Below are 25,640 nucleotides of genomic sequence, written 5' to 3'. Positions count from 1 at the left end.
GAAGGGTAAGTCGTGCCTCACAGATCGTGAGCGCGAGAGGTCGCGTGGCTGCAGTGTCGTGCCTCAGCTAGTTTGAGCGCGAAAACTTGGGTTAGCTGGCTTTGGTGCGGATGCCGGTGGTGCGGCGTTTTTGCCGGGCCTGGTGCTTGCTGTCGAGGTCGGCGGCGATGGTGAGGGTTTTGTCTTTGGCCAGGCTGATCAGCCGGTCTTGGTAGGTCAGGATTTGGCGGGTCAGCTGGGCTGGATTGATCCTGCGGTAGATGGCCGCTAGCTCTTCTTGTTGGGCGGTGGAGAGGATCCCGGCATCCAGCAGCCGGTGGTAGGGAGTCTTGGGTTTGTCATAGAGGCGTTTGCGCCGCCCGCTGGCGTCTTGGGTCCAGCCGGTGGGTTTTTTGGTGGCGGTGAAGTAGTTGAGTTTCAAACCCACCACCTGCCATAGGGCCGCCAGGATGGCGCGTTCATCTGCGGTGTCGTACCGGTAGTGAAACCCAAATTTTCGCACGGCGTGGTTGTTTTTGGATTCCACGGTGGCTTGATCATTTTTTTGATACGGCCGGCCCCGGGTGAAAAAGATCAACCGGTCAGCAGCCCAGTGCATGACTTCGTGGTTGATGAACTCGGCAGGTTCAACCGGTGGTTGCAACACCGGCCTGTTTCAGGGATTGTAGTGCTTCGCCGAAGACTTCGGCGGGGGTCTTCCAGCCGAGGGTCTTGCGGGGTCTGTTGTTGAGGGTGTGGGCCACCGCTTCGAGGTCGTCTGCGCTCCAGCGGGACAGGTCGGTGCCCTTGGGGAAGTACTGACGTAGCAGGCCGTTGGTGTTCTCGTTGGTGGGCCGTTGCCACGGGGAGTGCGGATCAGCGAAGAACACCTTGGTGCCAGTCTCAAGAGTGAACGCGGCATGTCCTGATAGTTCCTTGCCGCGGTCCCAGGTGATCGTCTTGCGTAACTGCTGGGGCAGGGTCGTGATCGCAGCGGCCAGAGCCGCGTTCATCGCGACTGCACCGTAGCCGCCCAGCGCGGGGCCGTTCTTGACCGGAGGGTGCTCGCCCCAGCCGTCGAGGCGGGGCAAGTGGACCAGGATCGTCGCGCGGCTGCGACGCTCGACCAAGGTCCCGATCGCACAGAGGCCGGTCCCGATGACCAGGTCACCTTCCCAGTGTCCTGGAACAGCACGATCAGCGGCTTCTGCTCGGCGTTGGCTGATCACGACCTCGGCGCCGACATGACCGCCGGGTTTGTTCCGGGAACGCTCACGGGGCTGTCGCAACGCCCTGCCCGTTCGCAGGCAAGCCACCAGCTCACGCTTCAGTGCGCCGCGGCCTTCGATGAACAACGCCTGGTAGATCGCCTCATGACTGATACGCATTGACTCATCATCAGGGAAATCCAGCTTCAAGCGGTGACTGATCTGCTCCGGGCTCCAACTGGTGGCCCACCGTCGATCTTGCCGACGAGGCTTGTTCAACCCCTTCCACGTCGGCGTGACCGGCCCTTCCACCGGCGTCCCGTCCGGGCCAGTGACCTTCCCAGAGAGTCTGTCCTGGACATAGCCGCGAAGCCGCAGGTTGGCCACCAGCTTCGCGGTCTTGGGTCGTTTCGCGGCCTCCTGGGCTTTCCATTGGGCCACCGTGGCGCGATACTCCAGCTTCCCGCTGCGGGTAGCAGCGTTGCGGCGCAACTCCCGACTGATCGTGCCCGGATCCCGCCCAAGGGTACGCGCGATCGACCGGACACCGCGTCCCTGAGCACGCAAGATCGCGATCTCCTCTCGCTCCTCGAAACTGAGATAACGACCAGTTGGCTCCGTCAACGTCAGCGGTGGCATACCGCCAGCGTGACGGAACCACCGCGATCCGACCGGCACCGACACCCCACCGCCAGCGCTGCCTCCGCTGTCGTGACCCCGGCCGCGATCAGGCGCCAGAATTGTCGCTGCACCGCCCTCGATGGCTGCGGTCTGCCCGGAGAACGCATTGCTGGCCGCAACGCCCGGTCCGCGCGCCACTGCCGCCGCATCCCCTCCGGGACCTCGCCGATCTTCATGCTCCAGTCCTTGGTCACCATCCTTGAACACCTTTCTCACCTCAAGGTGTTGCGACGACCAGTTGAATCCGCCCTCTGACCCGTTGTCACAATCTAAGCCCGCGATCCCATAGGGGATGGCGGCTGCGGCCCGGTCCAATCCTGCCAGGATGTGCACTTGGGCGTTATTACGGAGCACTTCTAGGTGCACCCACCCGGTGCGCACATCAGTCATGGTGAGGGTGCGGGCGAATTCGCCTTGCAGGGTTGGCCCGCAATGGGCCACCGTGTCGGTTTCGAAAAACCCTGGTTCGTCTTCGACCTCATCGCCGGCTTGTCGCACCGTAATCGAGTTGCGCAACAAGGCCCCAGGCTTGGTCGTAGCGATGCCTTTGAGGCGTAACCGGTCGCGTTCGGCCTTGAGATACCGGTCAATCGTGGCGGCACTCATGGCCACCAGCTGGGCACGCACCGTGGGGTTATACCCGGAGCGGCCAAACGCCAACTCATCGTGGGCTTCTAACGCGTCTAACCAGTCTTCCATCACCGGTTTCATGTATTTGCCCGAGGGCATGCCCATCAACCGCCACACCCGGATCAACTGCTTTTTCGCATTCGCCGAATACTTCGTGGGTTTATGCTTTCGACGGTCAATGCGCACCACGTTTTTGACCCCGATGGTCTGCGACGTCAGATACCGCCTGGCCGTGGACCGGCCCAACCCAGTGGAAGCACAAAACTGATCTAAAATCGCTGACTTCTCCGCCTTGGACCCCGTGCGATAATCCCTACGTAATTGCTTGGTGACTTCAATCCGAGCACTCATCGAGACAATGTCCTTATCCATGCGTTCACACTATGGCTTCGCGCTCACGATACGTGAGGCACGACCTGAGCTACGCGCTCAATATCAATAAGGTACGTCGATACATTGACTTAGACGGTTCTGTGGCTAGAATCACAGGTGTCTCAGCGGACGAAGTCGTTGGGATGGCCCGGCTGCTGGCGGACTCGCCCAGAACACAGATCAGTGTCGGGCCGGACAACCGATAAACAGTTAAACACTCACACTAAAGGACCGGCATGGACGCTCTGATCAATTCCATCCATGAAGTGATCGTGGCGATTCGAGACTTTGTCTGGGGACCATTTTTTCTGATGCCCTTACTTTTGCTCTCGGGTCTCTACCTGACCGTACGTTACGGCGGTCTTCAATTCCGAACGCTGGGACGCGCCCTGAAGCTGGGATTCGTCCAGCGTAAAGACGACTCTGATGACGGAGATATCTCCCAGTTCCAGGCGCTCACCACAGCGCTAGCAGCGACAGTGGGGACCGGAAATATCGTCGGGGTGGCCACGGCGTTATCAATCGGTGGACCCGGCGCCTTGTTTTGGATGTGGGTCACCGCACTATTGGGTATGGCAACTAAGTACTCCGAAGCCTTTTTGGGTGTGCTCTACCGCACCAATGATGCGAAGGGCGAAAAGTCCGGTGGCCCGGCCTACTACCTGGAACGGGGACTGGGAAGCTGGTACGGCAAAGTCTTGGGCTTGCTGTTCGCGATCTTTGCGTTCTTCGCGTCCTTCGGCATTGGCAATATGACTCAGGGCAATTCCATTGCCTCCAACGTGGAGAACTCGTTCAACGTTGAACCGTGGATCACCGGACTGATCCTGACGGTTCTGACGCTAGTGGTCTTGCTAGGCGGTATTAAATCCATTGGGAATGTCACCTCCGCTCTGGTGCCGGTGATGATTGTCTTCTACGTGCTGGGCTCACTGTGGCTGCTGATCGCTAACGTCGGTCAGCTTCCCGAGGCCCTTGGCATGGTGTTCACCGATGCCTTCACCGGAACCTCTGCGGTGGGTGGTTTCGCCGGCTCGGCGATGATTATTGCCATCCAGTACGGTGTGGCTCGCGGTATTTTCTCGAACGAGTCGGGGATGGGCTCGGCCGCGATTGCCGCGGCAGCTGCCAAGACCACTCACCCGGTCCGCCAGGGCCTGGTCTCGATGACCCAGACCTTTATCGACACCATCATTGTGGTGACCTGCACCGGTCTGGTGCTGATTACCACCGGAGCCTGGCAGGCCGGAGAACGCCAAGAAGCCGCCATCATGACCGCTAACGCCTTCACCGAAGGGCTTCCCGGTAACTGGGGCCACCTGATCGTCACCATCGGTCTGATCCTGTTCGCCTATTCCACCATGCTGGCCTGGTCCTATTACGGCGAGCGCAATGTGGAACGCCTGCTGGGTCGCGCTTGGGTGATGCCCTACCGCGTGCTGTTCTGCATCGTGATTTATCTGGGGTGTACTTTGCCACTGGAAATCGTGTGGGATTTCTCGGACCTGACCAACGGTTTGATGGCTGTGCCGAACATCATCGGCCTGCTGGCGATGTCGGGACTGATTGCACGAGAAACCAAGCGCTACCTGCAGATCGACCCGCGCATGGACTCCTCGGCCGAAGACATCGACCGGCAGATGAGCCATGTGTCGTGGTGGCAGGCATGGCGTCACGACAACCTCACCGAGCCGTTCTACCAGCTCGGGGCTGAGGAATCCCCAACCCACTCTTATTCTGCAGGCCAGTCTGACGGCCGCGGAAGCTTCAGCGAGACTGACCGCTTCTAAACAGTGTCTGTCAGCGCCCATCCAGTCCCGGCCACTAGAGTGGGGGACATGACCTCACAGACAGATATTCACGTGGCCCTGGTGGGCGCGACCGGAAAAATGGGCCAGCATGCCGGGGCTGCCATCGAGGCAGCCCCGGACATGCGCCTGGTGGCTCAACTGAACTCAAAGTCTCAGCTGGAAGAAATTCTTGACTCCGAGGCCACCCACGTGTTGGACCTCACGGTCCCGTCGGTGTCTGAATCAGTGGTTCAGTTCGCTGTCGAACACGACCTGCACACCGTCGTGGGAACCTCCGGGTGGTCCGATGAGAAGCGGGACCGTCTCCAACAACAGTTGGGGGACCACCCCGATGTGGGAGTGCTGATTGCTCCGAATTTTTCGATCGGCTCAGTGCTGGCCACCCAGTTTGCCACTCAAGCTGCACGGTACTTCGACTCGGTTGAAATTATCGAAATGCATCACCCTCATAAAGTTGATGCTCCCTCCGGAACTGCCACCCGCACGGCGTCAATGATTGCCCAGGCCCGCGCCGAGCACGAGCTTCCACCCAGCCCCGATGCCACCGAACAGGATCCCCACGGTGCTCGCGGGGCGACCATTGACGACATTCACGTCCACGCGGTCCGGCTGGCGGGGCTTGAAGCCCACCAAGAGGTGCTGCTGGGTAGTCCCGGGCAACAGCTGGTCTTGCGACACGATGCCTTCGACCGTAGCTCCTATATGCCCGGTGTTTTGCTCGGCTTGCGACAGGTAGCAGATAACCCGGGGCTGAGCTACGGGTTGGATGCGTATTTAGATCTGCACTAAAACCTGAGTCAGTTGAGGTAAAAGTAGTCTCGATGAAGAATAAGTTTGCGGCCATCGCGCTGATTGTGTTGGCCTTGCTTTTCATTTTCCTGGGATTGACGTCTGCGATCGGGTTCATCAGTTCCCAGTCCACCCTGGCCAACCTGATCGGCTGGGCCGTGATCGTCATGCTCCTGTTCGGGATCTGGGCGTTGATGAGAGAATGGCGTTTTGGGGTCGGGACCGAACGGTTGGCGAAAATTCTCGACCAGGAAGGTGGCTTGCCGGTCGATGATCTCCCGCGGGGAAAATACAACAAGATCGATCAGGCTGCTGCCGATGAGGATTTCGAGATCTACCGAATAGAAACCCAGAACGATCCGGAGAACTGGCGGAGCTGGTTCCGCCTGGGACTGGCCTATGATGCCGCCGGTGACCGACGTCGTGCCCGACAAGCGCTGAATAAGGCCATCAAGATGGAAGCCGGGCAAGACTGATTCAGGCCGTCACGTGGTTTGAGACGCGCCTAGCGGGAGTCTTTAGCCGGCGGGTTGAGCACAATTAAATGCGTGGACACCGCGTGTATGAGGAATTCCAACGGGCCACGCCAGCCCACGATCCGAAGTGCAGTGCCCAGAATCAAGCACGCGCCCCATTGGATCAGCAACACGGTCCATTCGGAGCCGGCCTCATCGCCCAACACCGCCATGACCAGCACGTGAGCGACGTACAGGGTCAGGGGAATGGCTCCGGCGCCGATCAGCGGATAGAGGACCTTGTCGCCCAGACCCGCTGTGTGCTGGGTGAGGATGAGACATAATCCGATCACCGCCACGGCAATCCCGGCCGTGGAGAGCACATCGAGGGGAGCCGTGGAATGCGGGGCGACCATCACATACCAGGAAGGATCACCGACAAGGTACTGAGTGACCATACCCGACCCGGTCAGTGCGGCAGCCGGGGCCTCGGCCGGGTCGGTGAAGCTCAGCTCGCTCCACCGCCGGAGCCGCTCCGGATTCGATGCGAGCCCATAGCCGGCGGCACGTGTCAGACCAGCCACCAGCAATCCCGCGCCGAAGAGCAACAGATGCACCGGAAAGGACCGCAGGTCCATCTTGGCGATAAACATGCCCAGCAGTAAGAAACCGGTCCACACGAGCACCGGATAGTAGCCCGAGACCAGCACGTCCCAGAGCGTGACACCCGGTTGCTCCAACAACGTGATGAAATTCGGGTTGGACCATAGCCGAAAGTTGTTGACGTACTCTACTCGGCCCATAGCCGCCTGGAGGAACCGGTTGAGCACTCCGAACAGCAGTGGCATCAGCACCAACCAGCTGACCGCCAGCACGCCCAAGACCTTGGCCGAGAGCTTCAGGAAGGCGATGGCAATGACGAAAAGCACCCCGTAGTGCACCAGGATCACGGCAACCCCGGAATCCAGCTGGCCCAGGGTCAAACCCAGCAATACCAACACGGTGGCTCGTAACAGCAAACGAATCACGATCTGTCCGAAACCCACCGTCGACGCGTTGCGACTAAGCAACACCACCGAAACACCCGCCACAACGCAGAACAGCACCGAAGACGATCCCGCCGCGATCCACCCGGCCCAACTGGGGACGATACGGCCGGTGGCTGCATCCGTGACGTTCAGCGGGTAGACGTGAACGGCAATCATGCCAAGAATCGCCAGTGCGCGGGCGACATCGATACCGGTCAGTCGTTGCCGGAGCTCAAAGGGCGAACCCGTGGTTGAGGAAGAAGAAGCCATAGTTGGGTGCTCATCCTGTGTCTAGATCGTCACCTCTTAAGGCCCGCCTGGATGCTGGGATGCCGTGACGATGAAATACCTGATGCCGTGAACAACTTTACAGAGTGACGGTAAGGCAATGATGTACCCCGCGTGCGTCACAGGTAAGCTATGTCCATGAGCGATTTGAGTCAGCAGGCAGAAGACGTTTTCGGTACCACCCTGGTTGCCATGGTGACACCATTCACCGCCGACGGTCAGGTGGATGCCGACTCCGCTCAAAAACTTGCCACGCATTTGGTGGATTCTGGAGTCAACGGACTCGTGGTGACCGGAACCACCGGTGAGATTTCGACGCTGACGGATGATGAAAACGTGCTGATGTACCAGGTAGTCAAAGAAGCTGTCGGCGACAGGTGCAAAATTATCGCCGGAACCGGGATGAACGACACGGCTCATTCAGCCGAACTCTCCCGACGTGCTGCGGCCACCGGCGTTGACGGGTTGTTGCTGGTGACTCCCTACTACAACAAGCCAGTGCAGGCCGGTATCAAAGCACACTTTGAAACCGTGGCCTCGGCGACTGACGTGCCAGTGATCCTCTACGACATTCCCGGACGTTCGGTGCGTCCCATTGCCGCTGAGACCATCGTCGCTCTGGCCGATCACCCCAATATTTTGGCGCTTAAAGATGCCAAGGGCGACTACCAATCGACCACCACAGTACTGGCTGAAACAGACCTGTTTGTCTATTCCGGCGACGATTTGATGACTTTCCCGCTGATGGCTGCCGGTGCTGTTGGCGTGATCTCGGTCAGCGCTCACATTGCCCCGGGGACTTACCGTGCGATGGTGGACGCCTTGAACGAGGGCGACCTGCTTACTGCCCGAGCACTGCATTTTCAACTCGACCCGGTCCAGCGCGCGGTGATGTCCCACCACCAGGGCGCCGTCGCCTCGAAGGCCATCCTGGCCGGTCAGGGCTTGATTTCATCGGCGACCGTGCGCCTGCCTCTTACCGAGGCCACCGAAGAAGACCTCAAGGCCATCCGTACAGACCTGGCCGAAACAAATATTTCATTCTGATATTTTTCCGAAAGGACCTTCATGCCCCACGAACAGCAAGTAGTGCTGTCTCATCCTCCTCAACTGCCTGGCGGAACCATGCGCATTGTGCCACTGGGCGGGCTCGGCGATGTTGGCCGCAACATGACCGTCTTCGAGCTCAACGGAAAACTACTCATCGTTGACTGTGGTGTGCTCTTTCCTGAAGAAGTACAACCCGGTGTTGACCTGATCCTGCCAGATTTTGACTACATCCGCGATCGTCTTGACGATGTGGTCGGCATCGTCCTCACCCACGGCCACGAAGATCACATCGGCGCGGTACCCTACCTGTTGCGGATGAAAGACGATATCCCCCTGGTGGGCTCGCAATTGACCCTGGCCCTGATTGAAGCCAAACTCGAAGAGCACCGCATCACTCCTTACACGCTGGCTGTCACGGAAGGTCAGCTCGAACAGCTCGGGCCCTTCGAACTCGAATTCGTCGCCGTCAATCACTCGATTCCCGACGCCTTGGCGCTGTTTATCCGCTCGGAGGCGGGCACCGTGTTGCACACCGGTGACTTTAAGATGGACCAGTTGCCCCTTGACGGTCGCATCACCGACCTGCGCGCTTTCGCTCGATTGGGTGAAGAAGGCGTGGACTTGTTCATGACTGATTCCACCAACGCCGAAGTTCCCGGCTTTACCACCACCGAAAAAGACATCGGCCCGGTGCTAGAATCGCTGGTCGGACGCGCACAACGACGCATTATTGTCGCTAGCTTCTCCTCCCACGTCCACCGTGTCCAACAGGTCCTTGATGCCGCGGCGATGCACCAGCGCAAAGTGGCCTTCGTCGGTCGCTCGATGGTGCGGAATATGGGAATCGCTGCCCACTTGGGCTACCTCAACATCCCAGACAACACCGTTATCGACATGAAGAAGGTCGATGACTACCCCGACAACCGCATTGTGTTGATGTCGACCGGCTCCCAGGGCGAGCCCATGGCTGCCCTATCCCGGATGGCGAACGGCGACCACCAGGTCCAAATCCAGCCCGAGGACTTGGTCGTGCTGGCGTCCTCGCTGATCCCTGGTAACGAAAACTCCGTATTCCGGGTGATCAACGGCCTGATGAAACTCGGTGCCGAAGTGGTGCACAAGGGCAACGCCCAGGTGCACGTCTCTGGCCACGCTTCACAAGGGGAACTACTCTATAGCTACAACATTGTTCGACCCCGCAACGTGATGCCGATCCACGGGGAAGTCCGCCACCTGATCGCCAACGGTCGGATCGCCGAAGCCACCGGGGTTCCCACCGAGAAGGTGATTCTGGCCGAAGACGGTTCTGTGGTCGACCTCAAAGACGGTCATGCCGAGATTGTGGGCGAAATCGACTGCAGCTATGTCTACGTCGACGGTAAGTCCATTGGCGAAATCACCGACGCAGATCTCAAGGACCGTCGGGTGTTGGGCGAAGAAGGCTTTATCTCGGTGATTGCGGTGATCAACCGGCAAACCGGAAAGATTGTCTCCGGACCCGACATTCACGCCCGAGGTGTGGCCGAAGATGACACCGTCTTTGAATCGGTCAAACCCAAGATCATCAAAGCCCTGGAAGAGGCAGCCGCTTCCGATAAGAAGCACACCAATCACCAGCTACAGCAAGTCATGCGTCGAGCGATCGGATCGTGGGTGAACCGCAAACTACGCCGTCGTCCAATGATCGTGCCGATCATTATTGAGGCCTAACCAGATCCCACGTACCCGTTGCCCATCTCAACGGGTACGTGCTGAATGCAGGCTGTGTGGTTTTAAACAGTGTCTGAAACACGTCGTTCAGATACTGACACCACGTGAACCGGCCCCTAACGTGAGAAAGAGAAGCGTTCGCTCCGGGCCGGACCTGTCGCCCGGGGCGACGACAACGGAAGGAGAATAATGTTTACTCGTAGCCGTGACGACGTCGAAAAAGTTGAATGGGGTGGCGGAACCTCCGAGCGTCTGCTTGTGGACAAAGACAACATGGGATTTGCTGTGGCCCATACCGTTGTGCGGGCCGGCAGTTCCTCCAAACTGCAGTACCGCAACCACCTGGAGGCCTGCTATTGCATCGGCGGTTCCGGTTCCGTGGTGGAGCCTGACGGTACCGAGCACAAGATCACTGAAGGGACCATTTACGTGCTCGACGAGCACGATGCCCACACCCTGAAGGGCGGCGACAACGAGGACTTGATCCTGGTGTCGATCTTCAACCCGGCCATCACCGGTAACGAGAAGCACGAGCTGACCGAGGACGGTTACTCCTCCTACTAAACCGCTCACTGATACGTCATCGACTGTCAGTGAGCCAAGGGGTCTGCTGGTCATGTGAGTAGCAGACCCCGTGCTTGTCTGCGGTACCAAAGAGCACGATGACGTGCCCGAACCGCGTTCATCCTGTCTCAGTCGCTAGAGCGCGGTAGAATAAGGCCTTATGGCGACTGAAACTTCCCCAGCACGGTCGTCGAAGACCTCCAGCTCTTCGTCGAAGAAGAACGCAGGTGCCGATGAGACCGTGCATTTAGCGTACGAAACCACCGACCCGACCAGTCCGTGGGTTGTCCGGGTGCTACGCGGGTTCTGGATGATGTTTGCCACCCCAATCGGCGCCGGTGTGCGCAAAATCGGGCCCGACCGCCACATCCCGCCCCAAGATCGTCGCGACGGCACCGGCTTCTTCTTAGTACTCGTGGCCACGATCATTGCCTCGGTGGAATGGTGGGGCTTACGCGATTTGCCCGGGTACGGTCACATCGTCCATGGCGTGGCCGCCGGAACCTTCGGATGGATGGCTTTGTTTCTCCCAGTGGCCCTGGTCATCCTCGCCGTGCGACTCTTCCGGTACCCGGAAGCTGACCGGGCCAACGGACGGATCTCGATCGGACTGGTGATCATGATGATCTGCGGTGCCGGTATCGCACAGTTGGCGTTTTCCAACCCGCCGGTTGCCGGCTCGCTTCAGGAAATGCTCAGTTCCGGAGGAGTACTGGGCTTTATTGTTACCGACCCACTGGTCTCACTGATCACCCCGGTCCCCGTGTGGGTGCTGATGATCGTGCTGTTGGTCTTTGGCCTGCTGGTGTTGACCGCCACCCCAGTCGGGAAGATTCCCGCCCGCATCGTGGGCATGTATCAGTGGCTGACCGGACAGGACCCGTCTGAACACAGCGAGGAACCACAGGACTATCGTCGCGAATCTGGACACGATCAGTCTTACCTGTACCAACACGACGCTGTCGGGCAGCCCGGCGAGCCGAAGAAGCCACGCCGGGCCTCAGGTGGGCTGTTGCGCTTCTTGCGACGGTCTACCAACAACCGGGCTGACGACGGGGAGCTCACCGATAACGACGCGGACCACCTCGATCGTCAGTCCGCCGGTCAGCAGGCCTACGCCACTGCGGTGCTCGACGATCACCCGAATCATCCCGATACGACGGAATCTCTCGGATCGGATGGGGCCGGCCGCGAGTCGAAGAAGTCCGCAAAGCGCACGAAAGACCAAGCCACCGAAGTGATCGACTTCGGTGATCTCTTCGACGAGGCATCTACCGAGCCTGACGAAACCGGCGACACTGACGCACTGGACGATGACCCCTCACCCGATCAGGCCGTGGACCAGGACGCCACCCAGCCGATCGACACGACGATTCCGGCCGGGGTGAAACGCCCCACCGCCGATGAACAGAAGTTGCAGCAAGCCCGTCGAGCAGCAGGACTCGTCGCGGATGACAGCGACCAGCCGCCCCAACACTCGGTGCCCTCAACGAAGGTCTCTCAAGCACCGCAACTGCCACCACTTCCAGCCCGGTCAGAACAACTCCACCTGGACGGCGATGTCACCTACACGTTGCCCTCGCTCGAGTTGCTACCACCCGGACCTCCGGCCAAAGATCGCACCGAAGCCAACGACCACATCGTGGCAGCACTGAACTCGACCTTCGAACAGTTCAAAGTCGACGCCGAGGTCACCGGCTTCTCTCGTGGCCCGACGGTGACCCGCTACGAGATTGAAGTGGCACCGGGGACCAAGGTCGAGAAAGTCACCGGTCTGGAGAAAAATATCGCCTACGCGGTGGCCTCGCCCGAGGTACGCATGCTCAGCCCGATCCCGGGCAAATCGGCGATCGGTGTGGAAATTCCTAACCGGGACAAAGAAGTTGTCGCCCTGGGGGATGTGTTGCGCTCTAATGCAGCGCGCAAATCCGATCACCCGATGGTCATGGGCGTGGGCAAGGACGTTGAAGGTGGGTTCGTGATGGCCAACCTGGCCAAGATGCCCCATATGCTTGTTGCCGGTGCCACCGGCGCCGGTAAGTCCTCCTTCGTTAACTCGATGATCACCTCAATCCTGATGCATTCGACCCCGGACGAGGTCCGGATGATCATGGTCGACCCCAAGCGTGTGGAGCTGACCGCCTACGAGGGCGTACCCCACCTGGTGACACCGATTATTACCTCCCCGAAGAAAGCCGCCGAAGCTCTGCAGTGGGTCGTGCAAGAAATGGACACCCGCTACGACGACCTAGCCGCCTTCGGGTACAAGCACATCGACGACTTCAATAACGCTGTGCGCGCCGGAAAAGTGACCCTGCCACCGGATTCGAAGCGCAAGCTCAAGCCCTACCCTTACCTGTTGGTGATCGTTGACGAGCTTGCTGATTTGATGATGGTCGCCCCGCGCGATGTCGAAGACGCGATTGTGCGCATCACCCAGTTGGCTCGTGCTGCCGGTATTCACCTGGTGCTGGCCACCCAGCGGCCCTCGGTGGACGTGGTCACCGGTCTGATCAAAGCCAATATCCCCTCCCGGTTGGCGTTTGCGACCTCCTCGGTCACCGACTCCCGAGTGGTGCTCGACCAGCCCGGCGCAGAGAAACTGCTCGGCCAAGGTGACGCGTTGTTCTTGCCGATGGGCAAGTCCAAACCGATGCGTGTCCAGGGCGCCTGGGTCAACGAATCCGAAATTCACGCCGTGGTGGACCACGTCAAGTCGCAAATGACCGCCCAATACCGAGACGATGTCATCCCGGACAAGCCGCAGAAACAGATCGACGAGGATATTGGAGACGATCTGGAAGACCTGCTGCAAGCCGTCGAGCTGGTCGTCACCTCCCAGTTCGGATCCACCTCCATGTTGCAACGTAAGCTCCGGGTGGGCTTCGCTCGGGCCGGGCGGCTGATGGACTTGATGGAGTCCCGCGGGGTGGTCGGGCCCTCGGAAGGATCCAAGGCCCGTGATGTGCTGGTCAAACCCGATGATCTGGCCGATGTGATCGCCACCATCAAGGGCGAGACCCCGCCTTCGGCCCAGACTGAGACCACGGAACACGCCGAGACGGACTCAGCCCTCGATACTGACTCGAGGACAACCAGCACCGCCTATGATTCGCCCGTGCATACCGACTATGCGGACTACGACGATCTGGGTGAGGCTGACACAACGAATGAGGACGCATGGCAACTGACGGGGCGTTAAACACCAAGCAGGTCTGGAACCTGCCGAATATCCTCACCATGGTTCGCATCGTGCTGGTGCCACTGTTGATGTGGTTCCTGATCGCCGGCGGAGCGTATGGTGTCGAATCGGGAGTGTACCGCTGGTTGGCCTTGGTGGTCTTTGCCGTGGCGATGTACACCGATAAACTCGACGGCGATATCGCTCGAGCCCGCGGGATCGTCACCGACTTCGGCAAGATCGCCGACCCGATCGCAGACAAGCTTCTGACCGGAGTGGCTTTTATCGTCTTGTCCGCGCTCGGGGAGCTGTGGTGGTGGGTTACCATCGTTATCCTGGTGCGGGAGTGGGGCATCACGCTGATGCGTCTGGCCCTAGTCCGAGTCCAAGTCATGCCCGCCTCACGCGGTGGCAAAATCAAGACCGTGTTCCAAACCGCGGGCCTCATCGTCCTGTTGGCCCCGCTGGTTGATCTGGTCGGACTGTGGTGGCTCTACCTTGGCTGGGGTCTCGTCCTGATCGCCATGGCCATCACCGTGATCACCGGCATCGACTACGTGATCAAAGCCATTCAGCTACGTGGTACGACCCCCGAAAAAGATCAGGCGAGCTCCTAATGCACCAAACACCCCTGCACGCGCTGGTTCACACCCTGACTGACCGTGGCCTAACGGTGGCTACTGCAGAGTCTCTGACTGCCGGTTTGCTTGCTGCCCGTATCGCTGACATTCCCGGCGCCTCAGCGATACTCAACGGGGGAGTGGTCTGCTACCAGAATAAGATTAAACAGCGCGTGCTCGGGGTTGACGCCCACCTACTCAGTACCCGGGGAGCCGTGGACCCGGTTACCGCAGAACAGATGGCTCGGGGCGCCCAGAGAGTCTGCGACAGCGACATTGGTATATCCACGACCGGAGTAGCTGGCCCGGAGCCGCACCAGGGCAAAGACGTCGGCACCGTATACATCGGCCTGTGCATTGCCGATCACGTTTCCCAACACGTTGAACTGCATCTGCAAGGAGACCGAGCACAGATCCGGCACCAAACCGTCGAGGCTGCGATCAAAGAGCTCTGCGCAGTCGTAGACTAAGCGCTGAGCGGGCTAACAGTTGAGTGATCTAGACTCAACTCTTCCCAGCTTTACTTCAGGTTGCTCCCGTAGACTACATCACGGCGCTAGAGGATGCGGGAGAAATCTTTCCGAGCGATCGGGAACAAAACCCACGCATCATGAGTTGTTCATAATAGAACACAGGTCGCTAGTCCTTGTTGTCCTCAGAACTAGCAGAATTCCTAAGCGGCAGAGGAGAAACGCCACAGATGATGAAAGAACCAGTCGTAGTCAACGGAATTACCCGTTGGGTTAACGCAGGCGATCCAGGCCGAGAAGAACAAGACACTGCTGAGTACGCAGTACCGGTTCTTCGTGAGGAAATCGGAGAGGTGCTCCGCGATATTCGTCAGCGGCAAGGACGCACTCTCCGCGAAGTCTCCCACGATGCACGAGTTTCACTTGGCTATTTGTCCGAGGTGGAACGCGGACAAAAAGAGGCCTCCAGTGAATTGCTCGCCGCAATCTGTGAAGCCCTCGACGTCCCGTTCTCGGGTATGTTGCGGGAAGTTGCCGATCGTATCGCCGTGGCCGAAGTGGGACACGTACCCGATACCGTTCCAGACGAAATGACCCACCGCTTCCAGCGGGGAGTCGCGCAGCCAAACCAGTCGGCTACGGGACCTCGCGGTTACATGGCTGGAACCCACTAATACACTCTCCAGGGTTGCCTGAATACACCGTAAACTAAAGGAGCAGCCGCCGATTCTCTCCACGAGTCGGTGGCTGCGATGTTGTCAAGGAGAGTCACAGCTGGTGAGAGTCTCAGAGTTCTGGCGTTTAGCCACCGAGGAATTCGGTGACACCACCGCACGCGTCATCGTAGATTCCCTCATACTCCCTAGTCTTCATGTCACTGCCCAGCAGGCCCTGGATCGAGGCGTGGAGCCAAAACGCGTTTGGCGCGACCTCTGCGACTTACATCAGATCCCTGAATCTCGTCGACTGGGCCGAGACATCCCGACGAAAGACAATCCCGACGTCATCTAGTGACGAGTCACTGGCACCGCGAGTGGTTCAGGCGTTCTATAAAATCGCGGACAAACAGTCCACTTTGTACAACACGCCTGCCAATGTTCGAAATAGTGTTCTAATTCCCGTACAGTGGAGCTAGAACAAGGGAGTATTCGTCGGTGCGATAGTTTTCCACACGTTGTCCTTGAGGCTTATCGCGTCCGTGACGGATCCCTAGACTTTTGGGTGCATCGGGACCGTGCTAAGCGGTTCAACGTTGCGGTCTACCTTCCCTCGTGACAAGGAGTACAACCATGGCAGCAACCTCCAGCAAAGGCAATAAAGGAACAGATCGAGACAAGGCGCTCGAAGCGGCCCTGGCACAGATCGACAAAAATTATGGAAAGGGCTCCATTATGCGCCTGGGCGACGAAGCCCGGGCTCCTATTGAAGTCGTAAAAACCGGTTCTGTCGCTCTCGACGTTGCTCTTGGTATTGGTGGTTTCCCGCGGGGTCGTGTTGTCGAGGTCTACGGTCCAGAGTCTTCCGGTAAAACCACTGTGGCATTACACGCTGTGGCCAACGCGCAACGCAACGGTGGCGTGGCTGCATTCATCGACGCGGAGCACGCTCTCGATCCTGAGTACGCTGCCAAACTCGGCGTTGACACTGATTCGTTGCTGGTGTCTCAGCCCGACACCGGTGAACAAGCGCTGGAAATCATGGACATGCTCGTCGGATCCGGCGCACTCGATATCGTCGTTGTCGACTCGGTGGCGGCATTGGTGCCTCGAGCAGAAATTGAAGGCGAAATGGGAGACTCTCATGTGGGCCTGCAGGCTCGCTTGATGTCGCAGGCCCTGCGCAAGATCACCGGTCGCCTCGCTCAGTCAAAAACCACAGCAATCTTCATCAACCAGCTACGCGAAAAAGTTGGGGTGTTCTTTGGCAGTCCGGAAACCACCACCGGCGGTAAGGCACTGAAATTCTACGCTTCTGTGCGCGTGGATGTACGTCGTATCGAGACGTTGAAAGAAGCTGGTAATCCAGTCGGTAACCGTACGCGGGCGAAAATCGTGAAGAATAAGATGGCTCCGCCGTTTAAACAAGCGGAATTCGACATTCTCTACGGCCAAGGTATCTCCCGCGAAGGAGACATTCTGGACCTGGGCGTCCAAGAAAACATCATTCGCAAATCCGGAGCATGGTTTACCTACGAGGGTGACCAGCTGGGCCAAGGCAAGGAAAATGCGCGCCGATTCCTCAAGGACAACCCAGATTTGGCCAATGAACTCGAAGAACGGATCAAGAAGGCCATGGGCATCATTGCCGAGGACGAGGAGATTGAAGACTCCGGTCTGAGTGTGGTCGAAGATACTGGAGCCTGATGAGTCAACCTCACGACCGTCCCGAGGTCCTCGCGCGCTTAAGGGAGCAGATCGAACAACTCGAGTCGAGCGATGAACCTCGGCACGGGATGTACGACGAGCCGTCACAATACTCGGCTACCGACGGTGTAGCTCCCTCCGTGCCCATTGGCGAAAACCAGACGGAACGAGCCCGTCAGATCCTCTTGCGTACCCTGTCGGCGACTCCGAAAACCAGGAAACAACTGGCAGATAAGCTCGCGTCCCAGGAGATCCCCGCTGACGTTGCCGAAAAGGTTTTGGACCGGTTCGAAGAAGTTCAACTCATCGACGATGCTGCCTTCGCCCGGTCCTGGGTCGAATCACGGCAACGTTCAAAGGGATTGGCCAAAACAGCCCTGGCACGTGAGCTACACGACAAAGGCATTGTCGGGGAAACAGCTGAACAGGCACTCGAACTCATCGACGATGACCAGCAATACCAACGTGGCGTTGAGCTCGTAGAGCGTAAACTGGCGCGCAAGTCTGTCCCCGGGACAACAATTGTTGAAGACCGTCGCGAACGCGATAAACTAATTCGACGCATGGTGGGGATGCTCGGTCGCAAAGGCTATGCACCCTCCATGGCCTTTAGCATTGTTAAACAGGTGCTAGAGGAGAAAGAAATTGACTCCTAGCCTCATGAGCGAGTATTACTGTGACTCTGACTTCCCAGCTCATCGCCGATCAGGCTGATTCGACCACGCGCTCGTACGAAGTGCGGACTTTCGGATGCCAAATGAACGTTCACGATTCTGAGCGTATCTCCGGGCTTCTGGAAGACCACGGCTACGTTCCCGCCAGCAGGGACGAACAAGCTGACCTGGTGGTGTTCAACACCTGCGCGGTGCGGGAAAACGCCGATAATAAACTCTACGGAAACCTTGGGAACCTCCGCGCCGTCAAAGAAGCGCACCCCGGCATGCAGATTGCCGTCGGTGGTTGTCTTGCCCAAAAGGATCAGAACACGATTGTGGAGAAAGCTCCCTGGGTCGATGTGGTGTTCGGTACCCATAACATCGGCTCGTTGCCGACACTACTGGAGCGGTCGCGTCATAACCAAGAAGCCGAGGTCGAGCTGTTGGAGTCCTTGGAAGTCTTCCCCTCCACCTTGCCCACCAAACGCGACTCCACCTATTCAGGTTGGGTTTCCATTTCGGTGGGATGCAACAACACCTGCACCTTCTGCATTGTTCCCCAGCTTCGAGGCAAAGAAAAAGACCGCCGACCCGGGGATATTCTGGCTGAAGTTCAGGCCCTTGTCGATGCCGGTGCCGTTGAGGTGACCCTGCTGGGCCAGAACGTCAACACCTACGGTGTAGAGTTCCGGGATCGGGGAGCATTCGCAAAACTCTTGCGCGCCTGCGGAGAAATTGATGGGCTGGAACGAGTGCGCTTTACGAGCCCGCATCCGGCATCGTTCACCGATGATGTCATTGATGCCATGGCGGAAACCCCGAACGTGATGCCACAGTTGCACATGCCACTGCAATCCGGTTCCGACCGGATCCTGAAATCGATGCGACGGTCCTACCGCACGAAGAAGTTTCTGGGCATTTTGGACAAGGTACGCACGCGAATTCCTCACGCGGCGATCACCACTGACATCATTGTTGGCTTCCCCGGCGAGACCGAACAAGATTTCCAGGACACCTTAGATGTTGTGAGATCCTCACGGTTTTCCTCGGCCTTTACTTTTCAGTACTCCATCCGGCCCGGAACGCCTGCCGGTGAGATGCCAGATCAAATTCCTGCCGATGTGGTCCAAGAACGGTTCGAACGTCTCGTGGCATTGCAAGATCAAATTTCTGCCGAAGAATCCGCCACATTGCTAGGCACCACACAAGAAGTCTTGGTCACCAATGACACCGGTTCCAAAGGCGCCACGACCGGTCGTCTCAGCGGGCGGGCTCCAGATAATCGTCTGATTCACTTCTCGGTTCCGGCTGGGGCAACCCCGCCACGTCCCGGTGACTTTGTGACTGTGCCAATCACTGAAACTCACCCCTACTTCCTGATTGCTGACCCCCAGCCTGAGGACTACCAGTTACGGCGGTCTCGTGCCGGGGATGCATGGGATCTGGCGCAGGCCGATAGCTGTGGCGCTAATGCCGGTGGCTCCTCCACAGGTTCCGGAGTAAACCTGGGGATGCCAACCATTCGCGTGGGTGGCTAAAGGTCACTGTAGCTATGCCAGAACCGGTTGTTGCGATTGTCGGTCCGACGGCCACTGGAAAATCGGACCTGGCCTTAGACCTTGCTGTCGAATACTCTGAGGGTCCCGGGCCAGGGGCGGAGATTATCAATGCCGATTCGATGCAGTTTTACCCCGGCATGGATATCGGGACGGCTAAGGTTCCAGAGGCATCACGTCGTGGCATTGTGCATCACCTGATCGATATCCTCCCGCTTCATGCAGAAGCCTCCGTGGCCGAATTCCAGATCGGGGCGCGACGAGCCATCGAGACGATCCGGGCGGAACAGCCCGGCGGCTCCGCCATGCCCATCTTGGTCGGTGGATCCGGGCTGTATGTGCGAGCAGCGCTGGACGACTTGGAATTTCCGCCGACAGACCCTGACCTCAGAGCACGGTTGACCCAAGAAGCTGAGGTGGTCGGAATCCAGGTGATGACCGAACGCCTGCGGTCGGTGGACCCGGGCTCCGCCGCGCGACTAGACGATGACCGGCGCATTATTCGCGCCCTGGAAGTCCATGAGCTCACCGGCAGACCCTTTAGCTCCTACATGCCCCAACGTCGCTATGCCGCGGGGATCCCGCCGGTGGTTCAGATTGGATTAAGGCTGAACCGGGTCCGGTTGCACCAACGGATTCGTGACCGGGTCCACGCCATGCTTGAACAAGGATGGCTGGAAGAAGTCCAACGGCTGGTAGCACAGGGTATCACCGACTCACCCACAGCATCCCGAGCTATCGGCTACCGCCAGCTTTTGGAGGTGTTGGAAGGACGGTTGCCTCTCGACGAGGCTGTCGAGAAAATCGTGATTGCCACCCGACAATTCGCCAAACGACAAGAAACGTGGTTTTCGGCCGACCCACGCGTGCACTGGATCAACGCCGACGCCCCGGACCGGCTACAGCAGGCCCACAAACTCATTGCCGTCGCACAGCAAAGGACCTGATCATCATGAACACCTCCCCGGCGTCACTGGGAGAGCTTTTGGGCCTGAAGGCCACGCGTTTCCAGAAACTCATGAGCGGATCCCTGGATTGGTTAGTCACGATCGGGCCCGAGCTGGCCCCCATGGACCCCGATACCATCCGTGTGCTCACCCACCGCACCAAGGGGATCGGAGCAGCCGGAGTGGTGGGTCTTGCAGATCGTGATGATCACTGGGAGGTCATCGGTTATGCCGCCGATGGACAGCAACTCGACGATCCCACCGAGGCCTTGCGCGTGGCAGCGGAGGTGATCACCGCTCATGGTGGCCAATCCACTCCGAGAGGTCTCACCCTGACCTGTCACCAAGGACCACGGCCTGGATCATATCAGCTGGACTCGCCCCAACCAGGCTGGTGGTCGGTGCGCACCCCTGACTGGAGTTTCGCTGATCCCGAGCAAGCCAGATCCCACGCGGTTGACGCCTTGGTGAAATGCGCGGGCCTACCGGATCCGCGACCGGGGCTAAGCATCCAATCCCACAACAGACGGTTCGTCATTGTGGCCCTGGGATCAGAAGAAGAGTTCGAGGCGGCCTCCACCCAGTCACTGCCCGGCATTGAACCACCGACCCAAGAAGATCCGGTGGTGGGGCTGGTGCTGATGGCCGACCCGGTCGTCTCCAACGGGAAGGGCCAGTTGCGACTGAAACTCTCGCAACGACCCTCAGATATGCACACCGGGGCCACAGCGGCTGCAGCCGCCACAACCGCGGTGAAAACGTGGGCCCATTTACCCCACGAGATGCCTTGGCGAGTGCTAGCCGCCGGGACCGAATACTCCGTGCACTGCGCAACAGCCCCCGAAGGTAGTAACGGCCTGGACGTAGCCACCCCGGTCACCTGGCTCTTTGACGCGGTGCTGTAGGGTTACTGCGCGCGATGAATGTGCAAAATCCGGAATCCCTTGACCGTGGCGTGACGCTGTGCGGTAAATTCTCCGGGCCCATGGTTCTGAAGCATCGTTGCAATCCAGGGCAACAGTGAATCCGCGCCGAGCTTCTTGGCCACCACCAGCCACGCGTGCCCGCCGGGACGCAAACGCGGTAACCACCGTTGCAAAATTTCGTGCAACACTGCTTTACCCACGCGGATCGGAGGATTGGACCAGATCAGATCAAATCCAGGTTCGGGATCCAGCTCGTCCGGGGCCCAGACGCTGATCTGCTCCAGACCCAATGCTCGGGCATTCTCCACGGTCAACTCCCGGGCGCGCTCATTGACCTCCACTGCACAAACCTCGGCCTCGGGGGACAACAGCGCCATGGACAAGGCTAGTGGCCCCCAGCCGCTGCCGATATCGAGAAAACGTCCAGTCGGCGGGGGAGCGGGCACCGTATCGAGTAGAACGCGCGTGCCACGGTCCAATTCGTCGTGGGAGAACACGCCGGCAGCTGAAAAAACCTCGCGCTCGGCCCCAGCCAACGGCACGGTGATGCGGTGTCGACGCTGGTCACCGGCCGGAGTCGCGGAAAAATAATGTGCTGAGTCCACGGTCTCTCAGTGTAGCGGTAGGGGCTAAATGTGACAGAATAGAAGAATTACGCATCCCCGGGATGCTTGATGACGAGAACCCCAAGGAGACCATGACCGATTCCGATCGGAACACCACCACCGCTCAGCACGGCAAGGATGCCGCCCAGCGGATGATCGAGCGCATTCTCGCGCACGAAAATCAACAGACAGAAGTCAGCCATGACCCGCAGCCAGACAACGCGCGCTGGGACGGCGGGACCGCTCAAGCGTTGCATCAGGGCGAGACCACTCACACGGACTTTGATGGCGATCAATTTGACCTCGAAGAACGTCGCGCACTACGGCGTGTGACTGGGCTGTCGACCGAACTGGAAGATATTACCGAGGTCGAATATCGTCAAGTTCGGCTCGAGCAAGTGGTGCTGGCCGGACTGTGGACCGAGGGAACCGCGGCTGAGGCGGAGTATTCGCTACGAGAACTCGCCGCCCTAGCTGAGACTGCTGGCTCCACGGTGCTTGATGGCCTGATCCAACGCCGCCACGCCCAGGACCCAGCAACCTTTCTCGGCAAAGGCAAGGCCCAAGAACTGGCGACAGTCGTGGCTGAAACCGGTGCCGATACCGTAGTGATCGACTCCGAGCTGGCCCCGTCACAGCGCCGGGCGCTCGAGGATGTCGTCGGGGTTAAGGTCATTGACCGCACCGCACTGATTTTGGATATTTTCGCCCAACACGCCAAGTCCAAGGAAGGTAAAGCCCAGGTCGAACTTGCCCAACTCGAATACCTCCTCCCGCGTCTTCGCGGTTGGGGCGAGTCGATGTCCCGGCAGGCCGGTGGTCGTGCCGCATCCGGTGAAGGGATCGGCTCCCGTGGTCCCGGTGAAACCAAGATCGAGTTGGACCGTCGCCGCATTCGCGACCGGATGGCTAAACTACGGCGTGAAATCAAAGCCATGAAACCTGCCCGGGACACCAAACGTGCCCGCCGGCAAGCCCGCCGGGTGCCCTCAGTGGCCATCGCCGGCTACACCAATGCTGGTAAATCCTCCTTGCTCAACCGACTCACCCGCGCCGGTGTTCTGGTCGAAAATGCCCTGTTTGCAACCCTAGACCCCACCGTACGGCAGGCCGAAACTCCCGATGGCATCGGCTACACCCTCTCAGACACCGTCGGGTTTGTCCGGCAATTACCCACCCAACTGGTGGAGGCCTTCCGATCGACGCTGGAAGAAGTCGCCGACGCGGACCTGATGCTACACGTGGTGGATGCTTCTCACCCGGACCCGTTTGGTCAGATTGAGGCAGTCCGCACGGTTCTGAACGACACCGAGGTCGCCGGCGTGGACGAGCAGATCGTGTTCAACAAAGCAGATCTGGCTGATCCTCTCGTTTTAGCAGAGTTGACTCGCAAATATCCCGACGCCATGGTGGTCTCAGCTGCCACCGGCGAAGGGATTGATCAATTGCAACACCGCATCGCCGCACGCATCCCGCGTCCCAACGTCGAATTGAATCTGGTCGTTCCCTACACCGATGGCGCAGTCGTCTCCCGGCTACATTCGCCCGATACTGAAATTCTGCACGAGTCCTATCAGGAAGATGGCACCGCGCTTCGGGTGCTGGTTCGCCCCGAAGATGTGGAGGATTTGCGGGACTATGTCCACGACTAACCGGCTCGATACCCAGCCCGTCACGCAGGCCGACCATCAGGTCATTGACTGGCTGCACCATGTCGTTGAATCTCTGGGAGGTACGCGGCGGGTCGGTCAAGAAGCTATGGCTCTGGCCGTCTCACGAGCACTGGAAAACCAACGCCACCTGCTGGTGCAGGCCGGTACCGGCACCGGGAAATCACTGGCATATCTGATCCCGGCTCTTCAACGCGCCCAGACCAGTGACCGGCCGGTGATTATTGCCACGGCGACGTTGGCTCTGCAGGCCCAGATTGTAGCCAAAGATGGCCCTCGGGCCGTCGAGGCACTCGCTAAGCACACCGAGAGCACACCCAAAGTGGCCTTGTTGAAAGGTCGGGCCAACTACCTGTGCAAGAACCGTCTGCACGGGGGGCTGGCCAGCGAAATGAGCACGCCTCCTTTGGTGGATGAGACCCAATTCGCGGCCGCCGGTGCCATGGCGGAGACGTCTTCTCGACTCGGGACCGAGGTGATGCGTCTGCGCGAATGGGCTGAGACAACCGACACCGGTGATCGCGATGAACTGACCCCGGGTGTCTCCGACGACGCGTGGCGTCAAGTATCTGTCACCGCACGTGAATGCATCGGCTCGTCGTGCCCGTTCGTTGAAGAGTGTTTTTCCGAGCTTGCTCGTCACGAAGCCGAAGAAGCCGACATTGTGGTCACCAACCACGCTATGCTGGCCATTGCCGCCTTCGAAGGGATTCAGGTGCTTCCCTCCTCAGAAGCCGTCATCATCGATGAGGGCCACGAGTTTGTCGACCGGGTCACATCGGCGGTGACCGGGCAACTCTCGGCATCGCTGATTACCTCGGTGGCGAACAGCGCTCAGCGGGATGCAGGATTGAGCGTCACCGACCTGAAAGCTGCGGCCTCCAGCGTTGAGGATGCCTTTATCAACGCCGAGTCCGGTCTGCTCACACCTGGCCTCAACCAGGTTCAAGAACTGGCCATCGAATCGGTCCGGAGTGCCACGCGCACTCTGCTCAGCGAGCTGAAAGACTCTAACACCGCGTCCAGTTCGGCACAATCCGCTGACGAGACCGCATCCCAGGCGCATCTCGTCCGGGCGCGACTCCAAGAGATCTTGGACGTCTGTGAGCGCATCCTCGACCAACCGGCTGAGGAAGATTCTGCCCCCTGGGTGGTCTGGGCCACCAGACCTCAACAATTTACCCCGGGCACCGGATGGCACCCGATTGACGAACACGCAGCACCCACCCTGTATGTGGCCCCGCTATCAGTCGCTGGCAAACTGCGTCATCACCTCCTAGAAGAGAAGACTTGCGTGCTGACCTCAGCCACGCTGAGCATCGGGGGACGATTCGACGAAGTCGCCGGAGACTTGGGTCTAGCAGGGGTAGGGGCTCCCTCCTACACCACGTTGGATGTCGGCAGTCCGTTCAACTACCCGAGCCAAGGTATTCTGTATGCGGCCAAAGATCTGCCCGCTCCGTCGTTCAGCCTGGCAGAGCGGACCGCGGACCGTCTCGAATCATTGCTCCGGGCTTCACAGGGTGGCGCACTGTGTTTGTTCTCCTCCCGACGGGCCGCCGAAGACGCCGCTGCGGAAATGCGCCAACGCCTCGGCGATAAGTTCCCTATTTCATGCCAAGGCGAGGCCACACTGTCCAGTCTCGTGACCGAGTTTGCTGCCGATGAGCAGCTGAGCCTCTTCGGTACGCTGTCGCTGTGGCAGGGCATTGACGTTCCGGGGCGGTCATTACGTTTGGTCACTATCGATCGCATCCCCTTCCCACGTCCTAACGACCCGCTGACCCGGGCCAGGACACAGTGGGTCGTCCAGCACGGGGGTAACGGGTTCATGAAGGTCTCGGCTACACACGCGGCCGTACGTTTAGCTCAGGGCGTCGGCCGGCTGATTCGTTCCACCCAGGACAAAGGTGTGGTAGCCATTCTCGACCCTCGGATCGTCACCGCCCGATATGGTCTCTTCCTGCTGAAATCCCTTCCTGATTTTTATCGAACTGTTGACGAGGAACTTGTCACACATGCCTTGAATCGGCTGGCAAATCTGGCATAAAGAGGTCAGACCTGAGATGTTGTGTGTAAGG

General features: G+C 59.2%; 22 protein-coding genes and 1 pseudogene. 19 read left to right on the top strand and 4 right to left on the bottom strand.

The genetic code is table 11. The features are described 5' to 3' along the window. Positions 1-91: 91 nt before the first annotated feature. Entirely contained in the window at positions 92-646 is a 555-nt protein-coding gene (locus QDX22_RS04310; RefSeq protein ID WP_279718053.1) for a hypothetical protein, read from the bottom strand. Continuing rightward, positions 627-2,044: pseudogene (locus tag QDX22_RS04305) on the bottom strand (IS30 family transposase). The gene QDX22_RS04310 and the pseudogene QDX22_RS04305 overlap by 20 nt, the downstream one beginning before the upstream one ends. Positions 2,045-2,472: 428 nt before the next feature. Between QDX22_RS04305 and QDX22_RS04300 the strand changes: the two are divergent. The 4 genes from QDX22_RS04300 (at position 2,473) to QDX22_RS04285 (ending at position 5,946) form a co-directional block, all read left to right on the top strand. Beyond that, positions 2,473-2,766 carry a hypothetical protein gene (locus QDX22_RS04300; RefSeq protein WP_279723933.1) on the top strand — a complete coding sequence of 98 codons (294 nt, stop codon included), beginning with the start codon at positions 2,473-2,475 and terminating at the stop codon, positions 2,764-2,766. A 340-nt stretch (positions 2,767-3,106) separates the two neighbouring features. Continuing rightward, entirely contained in the window at positions 3,107-4,660 is a 1,554-nt protein-coding gene (locus tag QDX22_RS04295; RefSeq protein ID WP_122548783.1) for an alanine/glycine:cation symporter family protein, read from the top strand. 48 nt (positions 4,661-4,708) lie between these two features. Further along, complete coding sequence (gene dapB / locus QDX22_RS04290; protein ID WP_110110876.1) at positions 4,709-5,470, top strand: 4-hydroxy-tetrahydrodipicolinate reductase; 762 nt, start codon at positions 4,709-4,711, stop codon at positions 5,468-5,470. Positions 5,471-5,502: 32 nt separating this feature from the next. Further along, the gene (locus QDX22_RS04285) at positions 5,503-5,946 is read left to right on the top strand and encodes a tetratricopeptide repeat protein (RefSeq protein ID WP_279674070.1); all 444 of its coding nucleotides are present in this window, start codon (positions 5,503-5,505) and stop codon (positions 5,944-5,946) included. A 29-nt stretch (positions 5,947-5,975) separates the two neighbouring features. Here QDX22_RS04285 and QDX22_RS04280 read toward each other — a convergent pair whose 3' ends face one another. Continuing rightward, on the bottom strand, positions 5,976-7,223 hold the full coding sequence (locus tag QDX22_RS04280; RefSeq protein ID WP_279718052.1) for a heparan-alpha-glucosaminide N-acetyltransferase domain-containing protein: 1,248 nt from the start codon (positions 7,221-7,223) through the stop codon (positions 5,976-5,978). A 156-nt stretch (positions 7,224-7,379) separates the two neighbouring features. On the opposite strand from QDX22_RS04280, the gene dapA reads away from it, so the two are divergent. The 13 genes from dapA (at position 7,380) to QDX22_RS04215 (ending at position 21,263) form a co-directional block, all read left to right on the top strand. Further along, the gene (gene dapA, locus QDX22_RS04275) at positions 7,380-8,288 is read left to right on the top strand and encodes a 4-hydroxy-tetrahydrodipicolinate synthase (protein WP_110110885.1); all 909 of its coding nucleotides are present in this window, start codon (positions 7,380-7,382) and stop codon (positions 8,286-8,288) included. A gap of 21 nt (positions 8,289-8,309) precedes the next feature. Further along, a complete protein-coding gene (locus QDX22_RS04270; RefSeq protein WP_279718051.1) occupies positions 8,310-10,001 on the top strand; it encodes a ribonuclease J in 1,692 nt (563 codons plus the stop codon). 189 nt (positions 10,002-10,190) lie between these two features. Beyond that, the gene (locus QDX22_RS04265) at positions 10,191-10,565 is read left to right on the top strand and encodes an ectoine synthase (RefSeq protein WP_110099579.1); all 375 of its coding nucleotides are present in this window, start codon (positions 10,191-10,193) and stop codon (positions 10,563-10,565) included. A 160-nt stretch (positions 10,566-10,725) separates the two neighbouring features. Then, positions 10,726-13,767, top strand: a complete 3,042-nt coding sequence (locus tag QDX22_RS04260; RefSeq protein WP_110110880.1) for an FtsK/SpoIIIE family DNA translocase — start codon at positions 10,726-10,728, stop codon at positions 13,765-13,767. Further along, positions 13,746-14,363, top strand: a complete 618-nt coding sequence (gene pgsA, locus QDX22_RS04255; protein ID WP_110101729.1) for a CDP-diacylglycerol--glycerol-3-phosphate 3-phosphatidyltransferase — start codon at positions 13,746-13,748, stop codon at positions 14,361-14,363. Before QDX22_RS04260 ends, pgsA begins: the two co-directional genes overlap by 22 nt. Beyond that, complete coding sequence (locus QDX22_RS04250) at positions 14,363-14,836, top strand: CinA family protein (RefSeq protein ID WP_110101716.1); 474 nt, start codon at positions 14,363-14,365, stop codon at positions 14,834-14,836. The genes pgsA and QDX22_RS04250 overlap by 1 nt, the downstream gene beginning before the upstream one ends. Before the next feature lie 230 nt (positions 14,837-15,066). After that, positions 15,067-15,510 carry a helix-turn-helix domain-containing protein gene (locus tag QDX22_RS04245; RefSeq protein ID WP_279718050.1) on the top strand — a complete coding sequence of 148 codons (444 nt, stop codon included), beginning with the start codon at positions 15,067-15,069 and terminating at the stop codon, positions 15,508-15,510. Positions 15,511-15,613: 103 nt separating this feature from the next. Then, on the top strand, positions 15,614-15,847 hold the full coding sequence (locus QDX22_RS04240) for a DUF3046 domain-containing protein (RefSeq protein ID WP_279718049.1): 234 nt from the start codon (positions 15,614-15,616) through the stop codon (positions 15,845-15,847). Between the two features lie 278 nt (positions 15,848-16,125). Next, complete coding sequence (gene recA / locus QDX22_RS04235; RefSeq protein WP_110101718.1) at positions 16,126-17,199, top strand: recombinase RecA; 1,074 nt, start codon at positions 16,126-16,128, stop codon at positions 17,197-17,199. Next, complete coding sequence (locus tag QDX22_RS04230) at positions 17,199-17,855, top strand: regulatory protein RecX (RefSeq protein WP_279718048.1); 657 nt, start codon at positions 17,199-17,201, stop codon at positions 17,853-17,855. The genes recA and QDX22_RS04230 overlap by 1 nt, the downstream gene beginning before the upstream one ends. 20 nt (positions 17,856-17,875) lie before the next feature. Further along, on the top strand, positions 17,876-19,393 hold the full coding sequence (gene miaB / locus QDX22_RS04225; protein WP_110099572.1) for a tRNA (N6-isopentenyl adenosine(37)-C2)-methylthiotransferase MiaB: 1,518 nt from the start codon (positions 17,876-17,878) through the stop codon (positions 19,391-19,393). Between the two features lie 14 nt (positions 19,394-19,407). Then, positions 19,408-20,358: a tRNA (adenosine(37)-N6)-dimethylallyltransferase MiaA gene (gene miaA / locus QDX22_RS04220; RefSeq protein ID WP_279718047.1), complete on the top strand. Its 951-nt coding sequence runs from the start codon at positions 19,408-19,410 to the stop codon at positions 20,356-20,358. Between the two features lie 5 nt (positions 20,359-20,363). After that, positions 20,364-21,263, top strand: coding sequence for a hypothetical protein (locus QDX22_RS04215; protein ID WP_110099570.1), 900 nt, complete (start codon positions 20,364-20,366; stop codon positions 21,261-21,263). 2 nt (positions 21,264-21,265) lie between these two features. Here QDX22_RS04215 and QDX22_RS04210 read toward each other — a convergent pair whose 3' ends face one another. Further along, positions 21,266-21,889 carry a class I SAM-dependent methyltransferase gene (locus tag QDX22_RS04210; RefSeq protein ID WP_110099569.1) on the bottom strand — a complete coding sequence of 208 codons (624 nt, stop codon included), beginning with the start codon at positions 21,887-21,889 and terminating at the stop codon, positions 21,266-21,268. Positions 21,890-21,981: 92 nt separating this feature from the next. Here QDX22_RS04210 and hflX point away from each other — a divergent pair, with 92 nt between their 5' ends. After that, positions 21,982-23,541: a GTPase HflX gene (gene hflX / locus QDX22_RS04205; RefSeq protein WP_110101731.1), complete on the top strand. Its 1,560-nt coding sequence runs from the start codon at positions 21,982-21,984 to the stop codon at positions 23,539-23,541. Then, a complete protein-coding gene (locus tag QDX22_RS04200) occupies positions 23,528-25,609 on the top strand; it encodes an ATP-dependent DNA helicase (protein WP_279718046.1) in 2,082 nt (693 codons plus the stop codon). The genes hflX and QDX22_RS04200 overlap by 14 nt, the downstream gene beginning before the upstream one ends. Positions 25,610-25,640: the final 31 nt, after the last annotated feature.

This window comes from Auritidibacter ignavus, assembly GCF_029853775.1.
Classification (GTDB): Bacteria; Actinomycetota; Actinomycetes; order Actinomycetales; family Micrococcaceae; genus Auritidibacter; species Auritidibacter ignavus.
This window is presented reverse-complemented; position numbering and strand designations above follow the sequence as displayed.